General features: G+C 50.4%; 20 protein-coding genes. 5 read left to right on the plus strand and 15 right to left on the minus strand.

From position 1 onward, the window contains the following. Window positions 1–7: 7 nt before the first annotated feature. Window positions 8–748 (minus strand): hypothetical protein, encoded by a 741-nt coding sequence (locus ACM9J1_RS03760; RefSeq protein ID WP_415580602.1) that lies wholly within the window; start codon window positions 746–748, stop codon window positions 8–10. 71 nt (window positions 749–819) lie between these two features. Here ACM9J1_RS03760 and ACM9J1_RS03765 point away from each other — a divergent pair, with 71 nt between their 5' ends. Then, window positions 820–1,428 carry a chromophore lyase CpcT/CpeT gene (locus ACM9J1_RS03765; RefSeq protein WP_415580603.1) on the plus strand — a complete coding sequence of 203 codons (609 nt, stop codon included), beginning with the start codon at window positions 820–822 and terminating at the stop codon, window positions 1,426–1,428. On the opposite strand, the gene ACM9J1_RS03770 is transcribed toward ACM9J1_RS03765, so the two are convergent. From ACM9J1_RS03770 to ACM9J1_RS03785, 4 genes are read right to left on the minus strand one after another with little or no spacing between them, the layout of a single operon-like run. After that, a complete protein-coding gene (locus ACM9J1_RS03770) occupies window positions 1,429–2,805 on the minus strand; it encodes a TolC family protein (protein ID WP_415580604.1) in 1,377 nt (458 codons plus the stop codon). Beyond that, window positions 2,805–4,154 (minus strand): HlyD family secretion protein, encoded by a 1,350-nt coding sequence (locus tag ACM9J1_RS03775; protein WP_415580605.1) that lies wholly within the window; start codon window positions 4,152–4,154, stop codon window positions 2,805–2,807. Before ACM9J1_RS03775 ends, ACM9J1_RS03770 begins: the two co-directional genes overlap by 1 nt. Next, window positions 4,148–5,818 (minus strand): peptidase domain-containing ABC transporter, encoded by a 1,671-nt coding sequence (locus ACM9J1_RS03780; RefSeq protein ID WP_415580606.1) that lies wholly within the window; start codon window positions 5,816–5,818, stop codon window positions 4,148–4,150. Before ACM9J1_RS03780 ends, ACM9J1_RS03775 begins: the two co-directional genes overlap by 7 nt. Then, window positions 5,818–6,489, minus strand: coding sequence for a TetR/AcrR family transcriptional regulator (locus ACM9J1_RS03785; RefSeq protein WP_415580995.1), 672 nt, complete (start codon window positions 6,487–6,489; stop codon window positions 5,818–5,820). Before ACM9J1_RS03785 ends, ACM9J1_RS03780 begins: the two co-directional genes overlap by 1 nt. A 166-nt stretch (window positions 6,490–6,655) precedes the next feature. Here ACM9J1_RS03785 and ACM9J1_RS03790 point away from each other — a divergent pair, with 166 nt between their 5' ends. Next, a complete protein-coding gene (locus tag ACM9J1_RS03790; protein WP_415580607.1) occupies window positions 6,656–7,369 on the plus strand; it encodes a 3'-5' exonuclease in 714 nt (237 codons plus the stop codon). Between the two features lie 202 nt (window positions 7,370–7,571). Continuing rightward, window positions 7,572–9,017: a nucleoside recognition domain-containing protein gene (locus ACM9J1_RS03795; RefSeq protein ID WP_415580608.1), complete on the plus strand. Its 1,446-nt coding sequence runs from the start codon at window positions 7,572–7,574 to the stop codon at window positions 9,015–9,017. 37 nt (window positions 9,018–9,054) lie between these two features. Here the strand turns inward: ACM9J1_RS03795 and ACM9J1_RS03800 are convergent, their stop codons facing one another. After that, complete coding sequence (locus ACM9J1_RS03800; protein ID WP_415580609.1) at window positions 9,055–9,951, minus strand: T9SS type A sorting domain-containing protein; 897 nt, start codon at window positions 9,949–9,951, stop codon at window positions 9,055–9,057. A 146-nt stretch (window positions 9,952–10,097) separates the two neighbouring features. On the opposite strand from ACM9J1_RS03800, the gene ACM9J1_RS03805 reads away from it, so the two are divergent. Both ACM9J1_RS03805 and ACM9J1_RS03810 read left to right on the plus strand, forming a co-directional pair. Continuing rightward, complete coding sequence (locus tag ACM9J1_RS03805) at window positions 10,098–10,547, plus strand: DUF1569 domain-containing protein (protein WP_415580610.1); 450 nt, start codon at window positions 10,098–10,100, stop codon at window positions 10,545–10,547. Then, window positions 10,544–10,990 carry a GldL-related protein gene (locus tag ACM9J1_RS03810; protein ID WP_415580611.1) on the plus strand — a complete coding sequence of 149 codons (447 nt, stop codon included), beginning with the start codon at window positions 10,544–10,546 and terminating at the stop codon, window positions 10,988–10,990. The genes ACM9J1_RS03805 and ACM9J1_RS03810 overlap by 4 nt, the downstream gene beginning before the upstream one ends. A 168-nt stretch (window positions 10,991–11,158) precedes the next feature. On the opposite strand, the gene ACM9J1_RS03815 is transcribed toward ACM9J1_RS03810, so the two are convergent. From ACM9J1_RS03815 to ACM9J1_RS03855, 9 genes are all read right to left on the minus strand, one after another. Next, window positions 11,159–11,812: a CoA transferase subunit B gene (locus tag ACM9J1_RS03815; RefSeq protein WP_415580612.1), complete on the minus strand. Its 654-nt coding sequence runs from the start codon at window positions 11,810–11,812 to the stop codon at window positions 11,159–11,161. Between the two features lie 230 nt (window positions 11,813–12,042). Continuing rightward, complete coding sequence (locus tag ACM9J1_RS03820; RefSeq protein ID WP_415580613.1) at window positions 12,043–12,741, minus strand: CoA transferase subunit A; 699 nt, start codon at window positions 12,739–12,741, stop codon at window positions 12,043–12,045. A 132-nt stretch (window positions 12,742–12,873) separates the two neighbouring features. Further along, window positions 12,874–15,168 (minus strand): penicillin-binding protein 1A, encoded by a 2,295-nt coding sequence (locus tag ACM9J1_RS03825; protein WP_415580614.1) that lies wholly within the window; start codon window positions 15,166–15,168, stop codon window positions 12,874–12,876. A 3-nt stretch (window positions 15,169–15,171) separates the two neighbouring features. Continuing rightward, window positions 15,172–15,654 carry a gliding motility lipoprotein GldH gene (locus ACM9J1_RS03830; RefSeq protein ID WP_415580615.1) on the minus strand — a complete coding sequence of 161 codons (483 nt, stop codon included), beginning with the start codon at window positions 15,652–15,654 and terminating at the stop codon, window positions 15,172–15,174. Continuing rightward, on the minus strand, window positions 15,638–17,005 hold the full coding sequence (locus ACM9J1_RS03835; RefSeq protein ID WP_415580616.1) for a PSP1 domain-containing protein: 1,368 nt from the start codon (window positions 17,003–17,005) through the stop codon (window positions 15,638–15,640). The genes ACM9J1_RS03830 and ACM9J1_RS03835 overlap by 17 nt, the downstream gene beginning before the upstream one ends. Window positions 17,006–17,121: 116 nt before the next feature. Next, window positions 17,122–18,498, minus strand: coding sequence for a T9SS type A sorting domain-containing protein (locus ACM9J1_RS03840; RefSeq protein WP_415580617.1), 1,377 nt, complete (start codon window positions 18,496–18,498; stop codon window positions 17,122–17,124). Window positions 18,499–18,631: 133 nt separating this feature from the next. Further along, on the minus strand, window positions 18,632–19,666 hold the full coding sequence (locus tag ACM9J1_RS03845) for a radical SAM protein (RefSeq protein WP_415580618.1): 1,035 nt from the start codon (window positions 19,664–19,666) through the stop codon (window positions 18,632–18,634). A gap of 66 nt (window positions 19,667–19,732) precedes the next feature. Continuing rightward, window positions 19,733–19,963 carry a ferredoxin gene (locus tag ACM9J1_RS03850; protein ID WP_415580619.1) on the minus strand — a complete coding sequence of 77 codons (231 nt, stop codon included), beginning with the start codon at window positions 19,961–19,963 and terminating at the stop codon, window positions 19,733–19,735. Continuing rightward, window positions 19,963–21,195 (minus strand): peptidase U32 family protein, encoded by a 1,233-nt coding sequence (locus ACM9J1_RS03855; RefSeq protein WP_415580620.1) that lies wholly within the window; start codon window positions 21,193–21,195, stop codon window positions 19,963–19,965. The genes ACM9J1_RS03850 and ACM9J1_RS03855 overlap by 1 nt, the downstream gene beginning before the upstream one ends. Window positions 21,196–21,197 lie beyond the last annotated feature (2 nt).

Below are 21,197 nucleotides of genomic sequence, written 5' to 3' on the forward strand. Positions count from 1 at the left end.
TTTAACGTCATTCTTCGTCTGGATCGTAAGCCGCAAAGCTGATCTCGTCAAAATCCTTGATGGCCGACAATTGCATCGGCGGGAGTTTTTCCAAGGCCGTCCAATGCTGCTCAAACTTTTCATCGGCGTCCGGATCGTCGCGGTTGATGTTCACCGATACGCATTTCTTGTGCGTCAGGAAATTCATGCTGGTCTCGCTGTTGGTGATTGGGCCGTGGTTGTCGCTCGAATCATAGCCGATAAGGTCGAAGTCGTTGCCGTTGTAGCGGAACGTATAGCTCCAGTAACCGTAGCGGCCGTGCGCATATTCGATGTAGAGTTTCCCGTTTTTGATGGTTGCCGCCATTTCAGGCGCATAATACACACCGCCGTCTTCGTTTTCTGAGGAGAAACAGGTTTTGTTTGTTGCGGCCAAAACGTAACCGTTCTTTCTGTTGAACAACACCAAAATGCCGCGGCGGTTGCGGTCCACCTTTTCGTCGTTCCTGTTGGGCACGATGCTGTCTGGATTGGTCGCCTTGATGATGAGGACGCGGTCTGGCAGGCCGTCTTTATTGAGGTCGCCGTCGGTCTGTTCAAACAATCTAAAGCCGTCCGGGATGAATTGCTCAGGTTGCCGGATGTCTTCGGCTTCTTGGGTTTGGCTGTACTGTACGGTTTCGGCGGTTTTCGTTTCCGGTGCCGATTTTTCCTTGGCGCAGCCGATACAAGCGATTGCAACCATCCAAAGGATTCGGGTCAATTTCATTGCGTGAGGTTTGCGGCGAATATAAATGTTTTCCATCGGAAAAATAAATAGCTTTGCCCAAACGAACCGTCATGAAAAAATATTTATTCCTATTGCTGCTCACCGCTTGCTCCCTGACCGCGCAATCGAAACAATCATCCAAATCCCTCGATGCCTTGCAACAGCTTATGCAAGGCCATTATTCGTCCGAAGCGCAATCCAAGGCAGACAGCGCCAACTATTACAACATCAGCCTGCGCATGACGCCCATCTGGAAAGACCGCGGGCATTACCTGTATGTGGAGCAGGCCATCGCTTCCAAGTTGGACAAGCCGTACCGCGTGCGCATTTACCGATTGGTGGAGAAAGACGGCAAATTCATCAGCGAAGTCTATACGCTCAAGAACGAAAAGGACTGGATCGGCAAATGGACCACGCCCGAAGCCTTTGACGCCATGCCAGTCGCCGATATCGAACTCAAGCAAGGTTGCGAAGTCGTCCTGACCAAAACCGGGAAAGACACCTACAGCGGCAGCACCGGAAAAGGCACGTGCCCAAGTGAATTGCGCGGCGCAAGTTACGCCACATCGGTCGTGACCATTACGCCAGGGAAAATCGTGTCCTGGGATCAAGGTTTCGACAAAGAAGGCAAACAGGTTTGGGGTGCCGAAAAAGGCGGCTACATGTTCCTGAAATTGTAATTACAATCCGGGCGCGCCCAGTGTTTTGTAGAGTTCCGCGTAACTCATCAGGTAACGGTTGTCCATATCGATTTGCGACAACCGCGCACTCACCAGGCTGTTTTCCCGCGAATTGATCAAAAACACCGAGCTTTCGCCCACCGAAAAAAGGCGCTCCTCAGATTCCAGCATGCGCGTGTAGTCTTTCACCAAATCGGCGACGGTTTCCTTTTGCCCGGCCACGAGCGCAATCTCAGCTTGTTGTGCCGTAATCTTGTTGCGCAGTTCCAGCCGCTGTTGGGCGAGTTCCAGCCGGTTGTCTTCGAGCTTGGCTTTGGCCAGTTTCAGCCCGCCACGTTCTTTTCGCAGGAACAACGGGAAACTCACGTTCAGCCCGACCTTGTAATCCTCGAAGCGATAATTGTCGATATACGACGGTTCAGACAAATAATTGTAGCTCGCGTCGATGCGCGGCAAGAGCATGTTCGCTTTCAATCGGCGTTCGATATCCAGCACGTCCTGTTTGCTTTGCAACGCGGTGATTTTGGGATGATTTTCAACCGAAGGTGTAGCGGTCAACGACGAAGCCAAACCCAATGCATCCACGACTGACGTTTCTATACTGGCTTCAGGGACGACGTTATCGGCCAACACGACCGGCACTTGTTCAATCCATAAAAAGTTTGACAGTTCAAGCCTTGCCTTGGTCAATTTCAGTTGCGATTCATTAAACGACAGCTTGCGGTTCTTGACGATGATGCCGGCCTCGACGCTGTCAATCGCAGGTTTGTCTCCGGCCTCGATGAGTTTTCGGATTCCGACGAACCGCGTTTGCGCGACATCGAGATACGTTTTGTAGAGTTCGGCTTCGTCATAGCAGCGTTTCCAATGAAAATACGCTTTCGAGGCTTCATAAATGGCGGCGGCCGCGCGCAAATTCCGTTCGGCCTGCCCGAGTTGCACCATGGCCTTGGCGGCTTTCACGTCGGCCATGCGCTGGTTGATGAACAAACCTTGCCCGATAGGAACGGTTACCCCGAACGACGTCAGTCCCGAATTGGGCGTTACGTGTTCCGGATTTACGTACATGCCTTCGGCGTTGTCAAACCCAGCCTTGAATTCTACGCCGTACCACGTCGGAATCTTGAAACTGCTGTTGAGCAGCGAATAGTATTCGGTTCCCTTGAATTCCTTGCTTTCATAATCCACCTCGATCTTTGGGTCAAAACCGCCGCGCGCCGCCATGAGTGCCGCTTCCGCCGCCGTGATTTCCAGGTTGGCCTGCCGCACCATCGGATGGTATTTCTTGACATAGCCGAGGAACTCGCCATAGCCCAATGGTTCAGGCGTTTGGGCGAAACCGATGGCTACGCTGAACAACAAAATCAAATGCTTCATCATTTCTGTTCTTTGTCCTTTTCAGGTTGCTGTCCTTTGTAATAATTGGCCGGGAAGCCGTTGAGCGTCCGCCAGATCTCGAACCAGACCGGAACGGTATCCAACAAGGCGATGGTTTGCGCACCGGCTCCGATGCTGAGTTGTTTCGGCCACGGTGCTTCGGCTTTGTCCGGCGCAATCAAGACGCGGTATTTGCCGTTCGGGCTGATGAAATTCTCGATGGCCACAATCCGTCCGCCGAATGTTCCGTATGACATGCCCGGCCAACCCGAGAATACGATCGTAGGCCAACCGTCAAACCAGACGCGCACGCGGTCGCCTTTTTTGAGCAGTGGCAAATCGATGGGGTTCACGTAGGTTTCCACCGCAATTTCGTACGCCGCCGGCATGATGCTCACTACCGATGTGCCTTCTTTTATCGTCTCGCCAATACCAGACTGCAAGGCGCGGTTCACGTAGCCACTTTGCGGCGCGGTGATGTAGTACATACCGTTGCGGATGCTGTAATTCACGTACTGGTTCTGCAGTTTGTTGACTTGGGCTTCGGTGTCATACTGGCTGCTGAGCGCGGTAAAACGGTCGCTGCTGGACTTGGAGATTTTCTCGGCGTACTCGGCGTTGATGCGGCCAATTTCCACGCGGGCGTTGATGAGGTCGTTCTTGGCCGCGAGCAACTTGTTTTCCTGCGTGATGATCTTGGCCTGCGCGTCCTGCAATTTCAGGCGTTTCTCCTCGACATCCGTCAAGGGTTTCAAGCCTTCCTTGTTGAGTTGCACCGACCGGTCAAACTGCGTGTTGGCGATGCGGAGCTGCGTTTTCACGGCTTCCAGATCAATGCTGTCGCTCTTGACTTTCAGGATGGATTGTTTGACTTTGTTGGCGGCTTGCTCCAGTTTGAGCTTCTTTTCGTTGCCCAGCGCCGCCATTTGCGATTCGAGTGCGCCCACTTTTCCGTCGTAGGATTGCAGCGCGTTTTTCTTGGCTTCGACCTGGTCTTTTACGTTTTCAACCAAGTTCGGGTCAAAATAATCTTCCTTGATTTCGGAAATGAACAAAATCGTATCGCCTTTCTTGACATAGTCGCCTTCCTGTACGTACCATTTCTCGATACGCCCGGCAATGGCCGAATGTACGGTCTGTGGGCGTTGGCCCGGTTTGAGCGTGGTGACGTAGCCCGCGCCGGAAATGTTCTGCGTCCAAGGCAGGAACAACACCAGCACGGCGGTAATGGCCAAGCCGAGGATGATTTTGTTCAGGATCCGATAGTGCGGCCGCGCGCTCAGGTAGCGCAACGTCACGAAACCGTCGGCGTCTATGTGTGCTTTTTTGTTGGTCGATATATTTAACATGGCGGTTGCTGGATGTCGTTAATGATTTTTCCGTTTTCCATCGTGATTTGTCGTGTGCAGCATTTTTCCCAATGCGGGTTCGAAGACGAAACGATGACCGTCCACGGATGCTGGCCCGAGGCGATGAAGTCGATGATTTCGGCGGCGGTATCTGCATCCATGCGGTCTGTCGGGTCTTCTAAAAACAAAATGGACGGTTTGCGGATGATGCACCGCGCCAACAGGATTTTCTGCGCGTTCGACGAGGAAAGTTGCTTGCCTTCGGGCAGGATTTTGGTCTCCAGGCCATCAGGCAAACTCTTGATGTAGGATGTCAATTGTACGGCATCGAGCGCCCATCGCAAGTCATCTGCACTGATGTTCGGATCGTTGAACGTGATGTTTTCAAGAATCGAGCCTTCAAACGGCGTTTCCCCGTGAACGATGGTGCCAATCATGGAGCGGTACATCGGCAAATCGATTTTCTTGAACGTGTCGGCATTGATCGAAAACACGCCCGATGTCGGCTGGAGCAAACCGGACAAAATTCTTATTAACGTTGTCTTTCCGGCTCCGTTGCGGCCTTTGAGGATGATTTTCTCGCCCGGCGACACGCTTATCGTGATGTTCTTGAGCAAGTCGTTGGCCGCGCCCGGGTAGCGGAAACGCAGGCTTTCGGTTTCCAGCGAAATCTTACGCCTGCTTGGCTTCGCGTCAGATTTGTAGCCGTCTTCGATATCCATGTCGGCCACTTGCCCGATTTTTTCGGTTGCCGTCAGCACATCGTAAAACGTTTCCAACCCGAGGACGATTTTCTCGACCGAATTGATCACCAACAAGATGACGATTTCGGCCGCCACGAACTGCCCGATGTTCATTTGCTGCTCGAGCACAAGATAGCCGCCAATGAGCAGCAAACCGGCAGTGATAATGATTTTAAACGTGATGAGCTGCACGAATTGGCGCTTGATCACATTAAAGTGTTTCTCCCGGAATTGCAGGTAGCCGCCTACCAAACCGTCGTTTTTCTTGAGTGCGAAATTGAAGTTGAACGGCGTCTTGAAGCTGGAATTGTTCCGCGCGATTTCCTGCAGCCAGTCGGCCACGCGGTATTTGAATTTCGATTCGTTCAAGCTCGTTTCCAAACCGGGATTGTACGAGAACTTGAAAATCAAATACAAAAGCACGACGAGGAATACACCGAACAAAATGAAGAACGGATGATACAAAGACAGCAGGATGATGCCGAACCCGATTTGGAGCAACGCCGCCGAAAAGTCGAGCAGCATTTTAGAGACGCCTTTCTGGATGGTCAAAGTGTCAAAAAAACGGTTGGCCAGTTCCGGCGGATAAGCCGTGTTGTACAATTGGTTGAACCGCAGTTTGGGCAATCGGTACGCGAACTCGAAAGACGAACGCACAAAGATTTTCTGTTGGAGGTTTTCGGTGATGCGCAGCTGCATGAGCGACATCAGCCCAACCAAGGCCACGCCGCCGGTGACCACAAAAACCAATACGATCCAGGACACGCTCACGCGGCCGCTCTGGATGAAATTGATGATGGCCTGAATGCCCAGCGGCAACGAAAGGCTGATGATTCCGGCAAAAACGGCGTAGAAGAAAATCTGCAGCACGTCTTTCTTATCGAGCTTTAACAGGTTTAAAAGTCTTTTTGCGGGTGACATTAGCGGAGTGTTTTAGAAATGAGGTCCAGGTAAAAATCTGTTGGGCTTACTTGGCCCGAACAATCGGTGATGGTCTTGAGATGGTCTTTCAGGAAGTGCTGGTGGAGCGAACCTTCCACGATGGAAGAGGCGAGGCTTTTACTGAACTTATAGTCTGGATCGGCTTCCGAAATCAAGGCGATGAGTCGGTTGATGACCTGTTTGTACACCAAGAAAAACCCGTCTCGATTTTCAATATCGACCTCTTTGGTGAGAAACGTCTTGGTGAATTCCATGACGATGATGCGGCTCAAAACCGATTCGTCCACGTGCGTGGTGGCCGAGTCGTCCTTGATGTTTTCGGTTACCACCGTCACGGCTTTCGATAGTCTTTCCCTGACATCCGAAATGTTTGTGGTGGCTAACGTGATGCGATAATCCATCCAACCCCAATACCATGAAGATAGATACACCAGCAACTTATGCTTGTTCTCGAAATACCGGTAAATCGAACTTTCGTTGGACTGGATGCGTTCGCCCAATTTCTTGAACGTAAAGTGCTCAAACCCGATTTCGTCGATCAGGTGAATACTTTCCCGGATGATGTTTTGCCCCAGCGTACTGGTTTCTGGATCTTTCAGATAGATCTTCGGGCTGACTTGTATTTTGATACTGGCAAGCATATTTTCGATTTTACACTTGCAAAAATAATAGTAATACTATCAATAAATAAAGTTTTACTTTTATTTAACGTTTGTTTACAGCTGTTCCCCACGTTCGATTGTTTGCATTTCCTACGGTTTTCCCGTAGCTGTAGCAGGGAAACTTCGCTAACTTTACAGGGTTAATTCACTTGCGATGATCCATAAAATTCCGCTAGACAACATATTGTTCCTCGACATCGAAACCGTGCCGGCCGAGGAAAATTACCGCAACCTCGACGAAGATTGGCAGCAATTGTGGGAACAGAAAACCCAATACCAGCGCCGCGACGAATACACGCCCGAGGACTTTTATGAGCGCGCCGGCATATGGGCCGAATTCGGCAAGATCATCTGTATTTCCTGCGGCTATTTCAACCATAAAGGCGATGTGCGGCATTTTCGGGTAACGTCTTTCATCGGCGACGAGTTCAAGATTTTAAAAGATTTCGCCAACTTGATGACCAATCATTTTTCGCAGGCGCAGCACCTGCTTTGCGGCCACAACGCCAAGGAGTTCGATTTGCCGTTCATCGCGCGGCGCATGATCATCCACGGGATTACGCTGCCCGACAAGCTCAACCTGTTCGGGAAAAAACCCTGGGAAGTGCCGCATCTGGACACGCTCGAACTCTGGAAATTCGGTGACTACAAACATTTCACGTCGTTGAAATTGCTCACGAAAGTATTGGGCATTCCGTCCCCGAAAGGCGACATCGACGGCAGTCAGGTTGGCCACGTGTATTATGTTGAGAAAGACATAGACCGCATTGTCACTTATTGCGAGAAAGACGTCATTGCCGTCGCCCAGGTATTCCTTAGGTTGCGCCGCGAAGAATTGCTGGTGGACGACGAAATCTTGCATGTTTAGGGCGTTGCCTGCGGCCCGCGCTATTCGCTGCAAATCCTCGCTCGTGCCTCGCTGTGGGTTTTTCGCTGCTATCGCTAACGCAGCCCGTCGAACGTCAAACGTCGAACATCAAACGAGACATCCAATCGTCGCCATCGTTCGACATTTGACGTTCGACTTTCTTCTTTCCGCCCAAAATCCTACATTTACAAAAATTCCGCTTATGGTACTTTCCCGGTTCTGGCTCGTCATCTTTATTTCCTCCATCGTGTTCATCGTTGCAGGCGTGGTGCTCTCCAACAGCTATTCGATAGATTACATCCTCAACGGCAAGAAGGACGACCCGATGCTGGTTTCAGAAAAATACCTGAAAGACTTGCCGGTTGCGCTGCAGGACAGCATCAACAAGTCCGACGAAAAGACGTTCGTCCTGAACCAAGTCAAGGCCGATGCCGATACGACATATGTCTATAAAAACCAGACCGTCCAGATCTACAGCGGCGTCCAAAAGTCGGACGGGTTGCTGCCGACGTGTAAATCTACGCTGATTGATTTGATTTTGCCGCTCATGGCATATCTGGTTTTCTTCTGCGGACTGATGCAGCTTTTGATTGATTCGGGCGCCGCGGAAAAGCTCGCCAAATTACTCAGTCCGGTATTTGTTAAGGTCTTTCCAACCGTACCCAAAGGACACGAATCGATTTCCTACATGACGCTGAATTTCGCGGCCAATTTCCTCGGGCTCGATTCGGCGGCCACACCGTTTGGCCTGAAAGCGATGGAAAGTTTGCAGGAATTGAATCCGGACAAAAGCCGTGCGTCAGACGCGCAAATCATGTTCATGTGTTTGCACGCTGCGGGCCTGACCTTGATTCCAACTTCAATCATTGGTTACCGTGCGGCGGAAGGCGCGTCAAATCCGGCCGACGTCATGTTGCCGTGCATCATCACCTCGTTCATCGGGACGATCGCCGCATTCCTAATCATCGGCATCCGCCAGCGCATCAACTTTCTGAGCGTTTCCCTTATAGCCACGCTCATGGCTTTGGTGGGCGCCATTACAGGTCTGATGTTCTACATCAACAGCCTTGACATTATCCAGAAGCATTCGTTTACCGGGAATTTATCAGGCATGATGCTCATCGCGATCATCGGCGTGACGTTACTTTTTGCTTGGATCAACGAGAAGAAGTTCGTCGCGAAAGACACGACGGTTTTTGATTCGTTTGTGGACGGCGCCAAGAACGGCATGACTACGGCCGTGACGATTTTTCCTTATGTATTGGGTATGTTGGTGGCCATTTCGTTGTTCAGGAACAGTGGTTTGTTCGAGATCATTTCCAACTGGATCGCGTATGGTTTTGCCTCGGTAGGCGTGGCCAAAGACATCACGGATTCCTTGCCCGTGGCCATGTTGCGTCCATTCTCTTCTGGCGGTTCGCGCGGGTTCATGATTGACGCCATGCGCAACTTCGGGCCAGATTCCTTCACCGGAAGGCTGGTGTGTATTTTCCAGTGCAGCGCCGAAACGACATTTTACGTGATTGCCGTTTATTTCGGGTCGATAAAAGTAAAGAATACGCGTTACACGCTTGGCGCGATGTTGCTCGTGGATTTGATTTGCGTGATTGCCGCTATTTTCGTGGCGAGTTGGTTTTTCGTCCGATAGAATTTACGGCATTCAGACGGGAAAGCGTTGACAACCGCTACTCCGCGATGATCTTGCCGACGAACACGGTTTGGCCTTGTTGCGTCAATTGCACAAAATACAATCCGGAGGCGAGCGCGTTACGATCGATGGTGATTTCCTGACCCGATACTTTGGCTTCGCGCACCAATTGACCTTGCAGGTTGAAGATTTTTAGTGTGGCGTTTTCCAGATATACATCGGTACCGATGGTGAATTGCCGGGCAAATGGGTTTGGGTAAACCGACACGTGCGCGGGCTGGTCTTCGATGCCTGACGCCGACAAATATTGCACACAATTGTCCGGGTTTCCGTAAATGTGCTCTTGGTTTTGGAACGCACACCGCGTGGTATAGACCGTGCCGCCGCCCGAAGAAAGCACGTTGTACATATTGGCCGCCGGATACAGCGGATGCGCCGGAGATCCGACACCTTCAATCCAGGTCTGCTGAAACGTATGCCCGTTGTATTGCTCGACGCTTGACAGGACAATCCGTTTGCGGTTGCCTACGTTGCAGGTGATTTCGTCAACGGCCACATTAAAGGTGATTTCGCCATAGATATTGTACATGTCCAACGTGATCTGGTCGCCGTCTTCAAGGCTGAAATCGTAAATCAGGACATCGCCGTGCTGCGGATGGTGCCGATAGACTTTCCGCTCCACGACGTCTTCGCGAACATAAACGGTATCGATGCCCGAAAACGGGAACGGATTCCGGAATTTGTGGTACGTGAAAGTGCCCATTTCTTCCGTGACCGACGGTGCAATCTGTCGCACATACGGCTGCCTGCAACACGATACCCAATCACTCACGACCCAAGAAATATTCTCCAAAAGCGGATGGTATTCCTGCGCCCGGGAAGTCTGGGAGAAAACAGCGAAAAAAACGAAAATAAAAAGTAGTTTTGTTTTCACGGCAGCTTGGGAAAAAGGTGATTTCTTTCGCAAGTTACTGTCGTTTTGGGCAATGGCCGCGTTTTTTCCGCAACAAGCAGATAAACACGGTAAAAGGCAAATCAACCCCATTTTTAGAAGAAAATACTGATAACCAAAACTGCATCATGAAAGACATTTTCAACCCACAAGACAATCTCGACATCGCGCAACGGCTCGGCCAACTCACGACCGAATCAAAACCGTTGTGGGGAAAAATGACCGTTTCTCAAATGCTGGTACATTGCCAGAAACCGATTGAAGTCATGACCGGCAAGCTGCCGCTCAAAGGCGGCCTTTTGGGATTTCTGTTCGGTAAGATGGCCAAGAACAATTTCCTCAAAATGCGCGGCTTCGGGAAAAATGCGCCCACACATCCGTTGTTCCGGGTGAAAAACGAGCCCGATTTCGAGACGGAAAAACAGCAGTTGCTGGCTATGGTGGCCACCCTGGGCGAACTAGGAACGAACAGCATTGCGATTGACAAACACCCGTTTTTTGGCCGGATGACGCATGAGGAATGGGGTTCGTTGATGTACATCCATCTGGACCATCATTTACAGCAATTTGGGGTATGAAGAAAGCAGAAGTAATATTGTGGGCATTGATCCTCATTGGCAACGTTCTCAAATTGGCGCATATTCCGGGCGGTAACATCCTTACTGTTTTGTCGCTTTCGGTGGCCCTATTTTTCTATTTGATTGGGTCGTATTTTTTGTTTGACCCGAAAGTGCCGATTGTTGTGAACGACATGACTTTTTACAAGCCAAAAGCAGTCCGTGTGGCCATGGCGCTGCTCACAGGTTATTTGATGGCGTGCGCGATGATCGGGTTGTTGTTTCGTATCATGCACTGGCCGGGCGCGGCGGCGATGTTGCTGATTGGGCTGTTGGGCTTGGTGCCGATGCTGGTCATTGCGGTAGTGATGTATTCGAAATCAAAAGATGATTTTTTCCGGAAACTGTTGTTTCGCGTTGGCGGACTCACCGTGCTGTCGGTAGTCTTGTTTTTTTGGCGCTGATGCGGCGGTGTCGCGTTAGCGATAGCAGCGTCTATCCTTTTTTGGCTTTTCGAAACAACCGGCGCAGACAATCCTACGCCAAAAAAGATAATAGCGTATAGCGCGGCCGTTAGGCAACGCCCAATAAAAAAGCCGAACAATGTCCGGCCTATGTCTGCTGTTTTGGGTTTAAATGACCATTTCGGGAATGTCGCCCTCGATGATCAGGTCGGCTTCGGTGGAAGCGATAATGTGCTCGACCGATACGCCGGGCGCGCGTTCCAGGAGTTTAAAGCCTTGCGGCGTGATTTCCATGACGGCCAGTTCTGTGACGACTTTCTTGACGCAGCCTACACCGGTAAGCGGTAAGGTGCAACGTTTTAGTATTTTGGATTCGCCGGCTTTGTTGACATGCATCATGGCCACGATGATGTTTTCGGCCGAAGCGACCAGATCCATGGCACCACCCATACCTTTGACCATTTTTCCGGGGATTTTCCAGTTGGCGATGTCACCGTTTTCGGAGACTTCCATAGCGCCGAGAATGGTTAAGTCAACCTTTTGACTCCGGATCATCCCGAAACTGAAGGCCGAATCAAAGAAACTCGCGCCCGGTAGCGTCGTGATGGTTTGCTTGCCGGCGTTGATGATGTCGGCGTCTTCTTCGCCCTCGAACGGAAACGGACCCATGCCCAGCACGCCGTTTTCACTCTGGAATTCTACCGAAATGTCTGTGCGCACATAGTTGGCCACCAGTGTCGGGATGCCAATGCCGAGGTTGACGTAGTAACCGTCTTTGACTTCTTTGGCGATGCGTTTTGCGATGTCTTCTTTACCGAGCATAATACTTTGGAAATTTGAGAATTTGGAAATTTGAAAATAAGTCTTCCCTTAAAAGAAAGTGATTTTCGAAATCAACAAATTATTTTTTACTTCTACAGGTTTGGGTTCAGGCTGGGTCGTGCGTCGTGTTGCAATTAATCCAGCCTGCAGATTTGAAATTCGGGGTCTCAAAAGGTTTTAGCGATTGAAAGCTGGGCAATTATCGAATTTTCAAATTGCCCGATTTCCAATTACTTTTTCCTTACCGTTCGTTGTTCAATCCTTTTTTCAAACGTTTCGCCCTTGAAAATCCTTTGGATCATGATGCCCGGAATGTGGATTTCGTTCGGGTCAAGGCTGCCTACGGGCAACAATTCCTCGACTTCGGCAATCGTGATTTTCGCGGCGCCGGCCATTGGGGCGTTGAAATTGCGGGCCGTTCCTTTAAAGATGAGATTTCCGGCTTCGTCGCCTTTCCAGGCTTTTACGATGGAAAAATCAGCCTTGAACGCGTGTTCCAAAATGTGCATCTTGCCGTTGAACTCGCGTGATTCCTTTCCTTCCGCTACTTCTGTCCCGTAGCCAGCGGGCGTGTAAAACGCCGGGATGCCGGCTTGTGCGGCGCGACATTTTTCGGCCAGCGTGCCTTGCGGGGTGAGTTCCACTTCCAGTTCGCCGGAAAGCATCTGGCGCTCGAATTCGGCGTTTTCGCCCACGTAAGACGAAATCATTTTCTTGATCTGGCGCTTTTGCAACAGCAGCCCGAGGCCAAAATCATCGACACCGGCGTTGTTGGAAATACACGTCAGGTTGGTCGTGCCTTTCTTGACCAGTTCGGCGATGGAATTCTCAGGGATGCCGCACAATCCAAAGCCGCCCAGCATGATGGTCATGCCGTCTTCAATGCCTTGGAGCGCGTCAGAAACGGAGTTTACTTTCTTATTGATCATATGGTTTTGGGCGTTCCGCTCGTGGCCTCGCGTCGCGCTTTCCGCTGCAATCTTTTGTAAACCCCAAAGGTTTTCAAAACCTTTTGGGGTTTACAAAAGGATTTTCGCTTCAATCGCTAACGCAGCCCGGCGTTACATTTCAAATTCGTCGGTACTTTGTTCTTCCTGTACGGCCGTTGAATCTCTAACAGCCGGCGGTGGCGTCCAGCAATCAACTTTTATAGACAGGTTGGCTGGTCGCTCGAAATCTTTCGTCGAGATGTTCAAGTCCGGGTCGGCGTAACATTTCTTCATCATTAGTCCCCAAATCGGGAGCGCTGCTGTGGCGCCTTGGCCGTACACCAAGCCTTTGAATCGGGCCGAACGGTCTTCGCAACCCACCCAAACGCCAGTCACCAGGTCTGGCACCATGCCCACGAACCAACCGTCAGACTGGTTTTGCGTGGTTCCGGTTTTGCCTGCAATCGGGTTCTTGAACACATACGGATAACCCGTGACGCGGTTGTAACCGTGGCCGCCGCCTTGCGTCCTGAGCCGCGCACCCGAACCGCTTTCGGTAACGCCTTCAAGCAATTTGATGACGGCAAACGCGATGTCTTTGTTCAATACATCGTGAGATTCAGGTATGGGTTCAAACAGCACGACGCCGTTTTTGTCTTCGATCCGGTCAATGAATTGCGGCTTGACGTACACCCCTTGGTTGGCGAATGTGCTGTAGGCGGCCACCATGTCGTGTACGGTAATTTCAACGGCGCCCAATGCAATTGAAGGTTGCGCCGGAATATCGGATTTCACCCCGAGTTTGCGTGTGAGTTCAATGACGGCTTCTGGCCCAACTTTGTCGATCAATTTCGCCGAAACGGTATTGATGGACAACGCCAACGCTTTCTTGAGCGTCACCATGCCGCGGTATTCGCCATTCGAATTGGACGGCGTCCAGGTTTCAGTCACGTGATGGCGTCCTTTCGGAATGGTATATGGCGCGTCAATGATGGAATCGCACGGTGAATAATTGAGTTGTTCGATGGCCGTGGCATACACGAACGGCTTGAACGTTGACCCGACCTGGCGTGCGCCTTGGCCCACGTGATCGTACTGGAAATACTTGTAGTTGATGCCGCCCACCCAAGCCTTGACATGGCCGGTACGCGGATCCATAGACATCAAACCCGTTTGCAGGAATTGTTTGAAATACCGTATGGAATCACGCGGCGTCATCACCGTGTCGCGCTCGCCTTTCCAGGTGAAGACGCGCATTTTGGTTTTCACGTTAAACGATTTCTTGATTTCGTCTTCGCTTTTTCCTTGGGCTTCCATCTCGCGCCAACGCTCCGAATTTTTCATCGCGCGGGCCATAATCTTCTCCGTTTCGGCTTCGTTGAGCCTTAAGAATGGCCTGTTCTTGTTGTCTTTTTGCTGGCTGTCGAATTCCTGTTGCAGGTTCGGCAAGTGTTCCGCCACGGCTTCTTCGGCGTAACGCTGGATGCGCGAGTCAATCGTCGTATAGATTTTCAGTCCGTCGCGGTAAATGTCATAATCTGAGCCGTCCGGTTTCTTGTTTTCCTTGATCCAGGCTTTCATGTAATCGCGGAGGTATTCCCGGAAATAAGTCGCCGTCCCCGAATCGTGGCTTTCCGGATGGAAATCCAGCACAATGGGTTTTTTCTGGTAGCTTTCCTTCTGGGCTTCGGTTAATTTGCCGTTGCGCACCATCTGTTTGAGCACGACATTGCGTCGGTCTTGCGTTTTCTGCAACCTTTTAATTGGGTTGAACAGCGACGGATTTTTGAGCATGCCCACGAGCATAGCTGCTTCATCAACCGTTAAATCTTTTGGCTCTTTGTTGAAATACACCCTGGCCGCCGACCGGATACCAACTGCGGTGTTCACGAAATCGGCCTTGTTGAAATACATCGCGATGATTTCGTTCTTGGTGTACTGCCTTTCGAGCCGCGTGGCGATGATCCATTCCTTTACCTTCTGTACGACCGCCACGATTGGGTTTCTGGAACGTTCGCCGTGGAAAAGCAACTTTGCGAGCTGTTGTGTAATCGTACTCGCGCCGCCGCGTTGTCCTAAGCTCATCATGGCCGTGGTCGTGCGCCTGAAATCGATGCCGGAATGTTCGTAGAAACGTTCGTCTTCGGTGGCCACCAAAGCGTCAACCAAGTGTTTGGGCAAATCGTGGTATTTTATCGACGTCCGGTTCTCGTTGTAGAATTTCCCGATGGTCACGCCGTCTGAACCGATGATTTCGGTGGCCAGGCTCGAGTTCGGGTTTTCCAATTCCTCGAAATCAGGCATGTGACCGAAAATTCCCCAGGCAGCAAAAAGGAAGAAAACCAGAATGCCCGCCAAGCTGTAAAAGAAAATCCTCCAGAATTTCCTTTTGTAGTAATGGATGTCCTTGATTTGTGTTGTTGTCATTGCTTATTTTGCTGTTTCCACCCGGAAGCCTACTTCGGTAACGCCGTTGAGTTCCTTGACGCCGGCCACCTTACCGGTTTCGCGTACGGCTTGCCTGATGTGGATTTTGTACTGTCCTTTCTTGAACTTTTCGCGCTTTTTGTACACCAGCGCACTTTCCTTGATGTCCGAAAAACCGTTGCCTAAAAGGTTGCCGTCGGCGTCGGTCATGGCGTATTCCAAGGTATCGACTTTGGTGACGCGGCCCGGTTCATCCAGGGAAACGATCAGGAAAATGTTGTTGTACGGATAGTCGTTGTTGCCGCGTAGGTTCACGTACATGTTGTAGGTTTTGGCCGGGTCGAGCTCGGGCAAATCAAAAGAAACGACGCTGTCTTTGTGCCAGGCGTTGTCCACAGATTTGTACTCGTCAAAAACCCTGTTCTTGTCGCAAGACACCAATAGGATCGCGACGACAAGAAACCATACGCTATGCTTTAGGCTCATTGGAATTGCCTTTGTTTTCATCGCCCGGACGCCTTCTGGAATCTGGCCTTTTCTTATTCCTGTTCTTGTTTCTGTTGCGGTCGCCTTCCGGACGCTCGCCTTGATTTTGGCCTTGCGGGCGCGGCTGCCTTTCACGTTGTCCGTCGCGGTTTTCACGTGGTTCGCGATTGTCGCGTTGGCCTTGCGGTTTTGGCGGTCGTGGCCCGGCATCGGCGGTTTCCTTGCGGTCGCCGCGTTTTTTGTTGCGGTTGCGCTTCTTTTTCGGTTGGTCAAAACGCGTCAGGCTTTCCTGGCCCATGGCGTTGGTGAATTCTTTTTCCGGCGCTTCGGCCTCGATGGCGTAATCTTCAATCGCCGTAACCTTGCGTTTTTCTTTGTTTTCGGCAATGATTTCCTTGACCTGTTCAATCTTCAGGACGTGCCATTGCGCGAAATTTTCGGGGTAAGCGAACCACATCAATCCTTTGAAAATATCCATTTTCTGGCAGATGGCCGATCCTTTTTCGGTATGGAGTTTCGTCTCGAAATCAGGAAAATCCGCGAGCGCGTCCATGTAGGTGTCGAGCTCGTAATTGAGACAGCACTTGAGTTTGCCGCATTGTCCGGCCAGTTTCTGAGGGTTGAGCGACAACTGCTGGTAACGCGCCGCCGAGGTGTTCACGCTTCGGAAATCAGTCAGCCAGGTCGAACAGCACAGTTCGCGTCCGCATGAGCCGATACCGCCCAGACGCGAGGCTTCCTGACGGAAACCGATTTGCTTCATCTCAATCCTGATGTTGAACTCGCGCGCAAAATCCTTGATGAGCTGGCGGAAGTCGATGCGGTCTTCGGCGGTGTAATAAAACGTCGCTTTAGACGCGTCGCCCTGGAATTCGATGTCGGAAATCTTCATCTGCAACTTGAGCGCAATGGCCAATTCGCGGGCACGGACTTTCATCGGTTCTTCGCGATCGCGCGATTTGGACCAGATGTCGATGTCTTTTTGCGATGCCTTGCGGTAAATTTTCTTGACCTCATGGCCTTTCGGGCTCACGCCTTTCTTCTTCATCTGGATTTTCACCAGTTCGCCCGTCAGGGTAACGATGCCGATGTCATGTCCCGGCGAGGCTTCGGTAGCCACGATGTCGCCGATACTCAGGGAAAGGTTTTCGGTATTTCTGTAGAAGTCTTTGCGGCCATTCTTGAAACGCACCTCGACACAGTCAAAAGGCGCTTCTCCGTTAGGAAGGCTCATGTTGGCGAGCCAGTCAAAAACCGTCAGTTTGTTACAGCTGTCGGTGCCGCAAGTACCGTTATTTTTGCAACCTGCCGGACTGCCTCCGGTACCGGTTGAACAACTTGCACATGCCATAATATCTCGATGTTGTGACGCGCACAACTTTTTGCTTAAAACGTTTAGTGGGTAAAGATAGTATTTTTTTGCTAACGGGAAATGGAGTTTTCGCCTTTGAAGGCGGACTTTTCCGATTAACGCTTAACCAGTTTTTGACGATACGATTCCGCTTCGGTTTGGATGACGATAATGTAAACACCTGACGCTAGTAAACGCAAATCGATTGTCGAATCAGATTTTTGTTTTAGAAGTAATTTTCCGGTCAAGTCGTAAACCGAGGCTTCAAATGCCAAATCGTCGGGAACTTGTATGGTTGCGAAGTCTGCAACGGGGTTTGGAAAAATGACAGGTGATGGTTGTTGATGTTCGCTAATCTGAAGCAAACTTGGATTAAATTTCAGCATAAAACCATCGGAACCGCCATGGTTTTGTGAGAAAATGCCGTCTGTAGAGGTTGTTGAGCCAGAAATCATATAAGTTCCATCGGACAGTGAGATTATTTCATTGACGATTTCTATTCCCGAACCACCGAAAGTTTGCTCCCATTCCAACTCTCCGGTAGCCGTGATTTTCAAAAGCCAAATGTCACTATCAGAAGTGCCTGCGGCAATGTATCCGCCATCCGGTGTAGGTTTGATCGAAGATATCTCGTCTATCGCATTTTTATTGTAAATATGATTCCATGTTATGGCATTGGCACTGTCAAACTTTGTAACAATACCGTCATTAAGGTTTTTGCCAGCCAACAGAAACCCACCGTCATCGGTGAGAATTACACTGTTTGGGTAGTAAGAAAAACCAGACGGGTAATAAACGGAATTCCACAATAATCCATTAGCATCGTATTTTTTGACCGAAGCACCTGCCGGAACAGAGCCTGCTACCCCTGTAGTTACAAATAAGCTAACACCATTCGGGTAAATCGCTAAAGTTTGAGCCGTATAAGACGCGCCACTGTGTGACCAAATTAATTCACCGGCGCTATTCAACTTCCTCACAAAAAATTCCGAACAGCAATGGGGAAGAGCCGTAGTTCCAGTAAATACAAAGGCACCGTCGGGAAGTTGTCGAATGTATCGACCGCCGGTAGATGCAGGTCCGGAGTTAAACTGTTGGTGCCACATCACATTGCCATCGGCGTCGAGTTTGATGGCCGCTGCATTTGCGACATAAGCTGAGAACACTTCAGATCCGGCTAAAACATAGCCGTCTGCAACAGGAACGATATCGAATGCTTCGTCGAAACCGAACGTTCCCAATAATAATGATTTTTGCCACTCAATAGTACCTGATGAACTAGTTTTCCAAACCCACATATATTGCCCGGGAAATTCCTGGGTAACATCACCGCCTGCTTGCCCTGATGAACCCGCAAAAATAAACCCGCCGTCAGATGTTTTCTTCATCGAATTGGCGCGATCATTTCCCGGTCCGCCGAAAGTTTTAACGAAAACGATTTGGGCAGAAACCGACAAAGAAAAGAATAGCAGGACGAGGCAATATTTTTTCACTATTTGGCAAATTTTATCTAAGCGTCAAATTTATACAATTTATCCGACAAACCGTACGGAACAGTTATTTTACCGACACGTAATCGCCTATTTTGGCCGATGCTTAAAGTGAGTTTTTCGGTATTTCGGAAACCTAGTTGATCTCCACCGAATAATTCAGCATGTTCCGGTTGATTTTCTCCAGTTTTTCCAGCGAAATAAAGGTGTTTCGGAGCAGTTCTTTGTTCCAGCCGTTGCGTTTTTGCCAGGCCGCGAACGATTCTTCGCGCCAATTGAAATCGTCTTTCCAGGAATAGCGCGGCGAAACGTAGCAATACGTGTACGGAATGAGGTACGAACTGTTGTTCTCGGTTTTGACTGTCAACGATACTTCTTCGTTTCGGGAAATGGATTTCGGGTAGAGCAAGGTGATTTTGCGTTGTTGCGCTTCGTCCTTCAGGAAATCCGAAACCTGCGCATAATCCTGTTCGATTTTTTTCAGGCTGAATTCATGGTACGTCGTTTCCCCGATTTTGTCGATCGGGCGCAACTGAATAATGTCGATGGCATACTTGCCGTACACGTCAAAGAAATCTTTCAGCTCGTAAAAATTGTCCTGGTTGAAGGTGTAATTGATGCGCAACCTGAAATTCGGGTAGGTTTTCTTGACGTCGGTCACGGCTTGCAAAACCCCGTGGAATTTGTCGTAATCGCCTTTGTCCATCAAATCCTCATACGTTTCGCGCGTGACGCCGTGCATCGACAGGATGATTTCGTCCATGCCGGCTTTCGCGAACGCCATGACGTCATCGGCGGTGAGCAAATTCCCGTTGGTCACCATGGAAATGTACGGAACACGGTGCTTTTTTGCGGTTTCGATGAGTTTTACATTGTGCTTGAAAAGTGTCGGTTCGGCGCCGCAACCAATCTGCAACTTGAGTGCATTCTTGAAAAATGCTTTGGCTAAAGGTTCAATGTCGTCTTCCTTGAACATGCCTTTCATGTTTTTCCTGACGTATTCATCGTCGGTGAAATAACACATCTTGCAACGCAGGTTACAGGCCAAAACCGGATCGAACTGAATCGCGAGATAGCGTTTGTTCAAGACCGACAGCAACCACAACCCCAGGAACTTGATGCGGTGGCTTTTGATGAATTGGTTGAATTTGAGGATTTTGTAGATGTCCATGGCAAATCAGCGTGGCAAGTTAGGCAATTTGCCCGACAGCGTGGCGCGCCCGGTCATTTTTAACGATTACGTGGTTTTGCAACTGATGATGTGCACCGGACAGGCTTTGGCCGCCGCCTCGAACGTTTCTTCCAGCACATGTTCCTTGGTTTTGAACGTGTGGAAACCTTTGTTGTCCTGGCTGTGGAGCAACACCGTTTTGCCGTCTTTTTTCGACATGGCAAAATGTGCCGGCGCCATTTCTACGCAGTAATTGCAGCCGATGCATTTCTGGCGTTGCAGCGTCACGACAAGCATCAGTTCTCTACGATTTTATAGAGTTTGTCCGACAGCCTGACCCGAAACGGCAACGCAAACGAACATACCTCGCCTTTTACCGCCTTGTCTTTCGCGGCGTCGTCCACGAACATTTCTTCCAGCACGAGTTGTTGCGCACCGGTGGTTGGGCCGGTGATCAGGATTTTGTCGCCCACGGTCAAATCGTAGGCTTCGATCTGGAAACTGCCGATGCCGGCTTTCGGGTAATAATGTTTGCCTTTCCCGACGTAGACTTTTTTCTGCGTGGCCATCGATCCTGGAACCGCACTCCATTCGCCGAGTTTCTGCCCAAGGTAATACCCAGACCAGAAGCCGCGGTTGTACACGGTTTCCAATTCGCCCATCCAGCGTTTTGCCTTTTCGTCCGAATACGTGCCGTCGTGCAAACTGTCAATCGCCTCGCGGTAACAGCGGGTAACGGTCGCGACATATTCGGGTGCGCGGCCGCGGCCTTCGAGTTTCAGGACTTGCACGCCCGAATCGGCAATCTGGTCCAGGAAATCAATGGTGCACAAATCTTTCGGTGACATCATGTACTCGTGGTCGAGTTCAATCTCAAAGCCGGTTTCCTGGTCAATGACCGTGTATTTCTTGCGGCAGTTTTGCTTGCAGGCGCCGCGGTTTGCCGACGAGTTGTGCGAATGCAGGCTCAGGTAACATTTGCCTGAAACCGCCATACACAGCGCGCCGTGCCCGAAGATTTCGATCTCGACCAGTTTCCCCGACGGGCCTTTGATCTGGTCTTTCTCGATTTGCGCGGTGATTTTCTTCACCTGACGCAAACTCAATTCACGGCTCAAGACCATCGTATCGGCGAACAGGCTGTAAAACCGGATGGTTTCGATGTTGGTGATGTTGAGCTGTGTTGACAAATGGATTTCGATGCCCATTTCGCGCGCCATGGCAATGACTGCTTGGTCGGACGCGATGACTGCCGTGATGTTGGCTTTTTTCGCGGCCTGCAGCAGTGTTTTCACCACCGACAAATCATGGTCGTAGATGATCGTGTTGAGCGTCAGATAGGTCCGGACGTTTTTGGCCGCACACCTTTTGGCGATTTCCGGCAAATCTTCGAGTGTGAAATTCACCGTGGAACGCGCGCGCATGTTGAGTTGTTCCACCCCGAAATAGACCGAATCGGCACCATTGTCGAGCGCGGCCTGCAGCGATTCAAAATCACCGGCGGGCGCCATGAGTTCTATCTTTTTCATGG

The organism is Flavobacterium longum (genome assembly GCF_965137575.1).
Taxonomy (GTDB): domain Bacteria; phylum Bacteroidota; class Bacteroidia; order Flavobacteriales; family Flavobacteriaceae; genus Flavobacterium; species Flavobacterium longum.

What these genes read in the sequence shown, in the direction of transcription:
- ACM9J1_RS03760 (WP_415580602.1), bottom strand. Translation starts at nt 748, where the DNA reads ATGAAATTGACCCGAATCCTTTGGATGGTTGCAATCGCTTGTATCGGC.
- ACM9J1_RS03765 (WP_415580603.1), top strand. Translation starts at nt 820, where the DNA reads ATGAAAAAATATTTATTCCTATTGCTGCTCACCGCTTGCTCCCTGACC.
- ACM9J1_RS03770 (WP_415580604.1), bottom strand. Translation starts at nt 2,805, where the DNA reads ATGAAGCATTTGATTTTGTTGTTCAGCGTAGCCATCGGTTTCGCCCAA.
- ACM9J1_RS03775 (WP_415580605.1), bottom strand. Translation starts at nt 4,154, where the DNA reads ATGTTAAATATATCGACCAACAAAAAAGCACACATAGACGCCGACGGT.
- ACM9J1_RS03780 (WP_415580606.1), bottom strand. Translation starts at nt 5,818, where the DNA reads ATGTCACCCGCAAAAAGACTTTTAAACCTGTTAAAGCTCGATAAGAAA.
- ACM9J1_RS03790 (WP_415580607.1), top strand. Translation starts at nt 6,656, where the DNA reads ATGATCCATAAAATTCCGCTAGACAACATATTGTTCCTCGACATCGAA.
- ACM9J1_RS03795 (WP_415580608.1), top strand. Translation starts at nt 7,572, where the DNA reads ATGGTACTTTCCCGGTTCTGGCTCGTCATCTTTATTTCCTCCATCGTG.
- ACM9J1_RS03805 (WP_415580610.1), top strand. Translation starts at nt 10,098, where the DNA reads ATGAAAGACATTTTCAACCCACAAGACAATCTCGACATCGCGCAACGG.
- ACM9J1_RS03810 (WP_415580611.1), top strand. Translation starts at nt 10,544, where the DNA reads ATGAAGAAAGCAGAAGTAATATTGTGGGCATTGATCCTCATTGGCAAC.
- ACM9J1_RS03815 (WP_415580612.1), bottom strand. Translation starts at nt 11,812, where the DNA reads ATGCTCGGTAAAGAAGACATCGCAAAACGCATCGCCAAAGAAGTCAAA.
- ACM9J1_RS03820 (WP_415580613.1), bottom strand. Translation starts at nt 12,741, where the DNA reads ATGATCAATAAGAAAGTAAACTCCGTTTCTGACGCGCTCCAAGGCATT.
- ACM9J1_RS03825 (WP_415580614.1), bottom strand. Translation starts at nt 15,168, where the DNA reads ATGACAACAACACAAATCAAGGACATCCATTACTACAAAAGGAAATTC.
- ACM9J1_RS03830 (WP_415580615.1), bottom strand. Translation starts at nt 15,654, where the DNA reads ATGAGCCTAAAGCATAGCGTATGGTTTCTTGTCGTCGCGATCCTATTG.
- ACM9J1_RS03835 (WP_415580616.1), bottom strand. Translation starts at nt 17,005, where the DNA reads ATGGCATGTGCAAGTTGTTCAACCGGTACCGGAGGCAGTCCGGCAGGT.
- ACM9J1_RS03845 (WP_415580618.1), bottom strand. Translation starts at nt 19,666, where the DNA reads ATGGACATCTACAAAATCCTCAAATTCAACCAATTCATCAAAAGCCAC.
- ACM9J1_RS03850 (WP_415580619.1), bottom strand. Translation starts at nt 19,963, where the DNA reads ATGCTTGTCGTGACGCTGCAACGCCAGAAATGCATCGGCTGCAATTAC.
- ACM9J1_RS03855 (WP_415580620.1), bottom strand. Translation starts at nt 21,195, where the DNA reads ATGAAAAAGATAGAACTCATGGCGCCCGCCGGTGATTTTGAATCGCTG.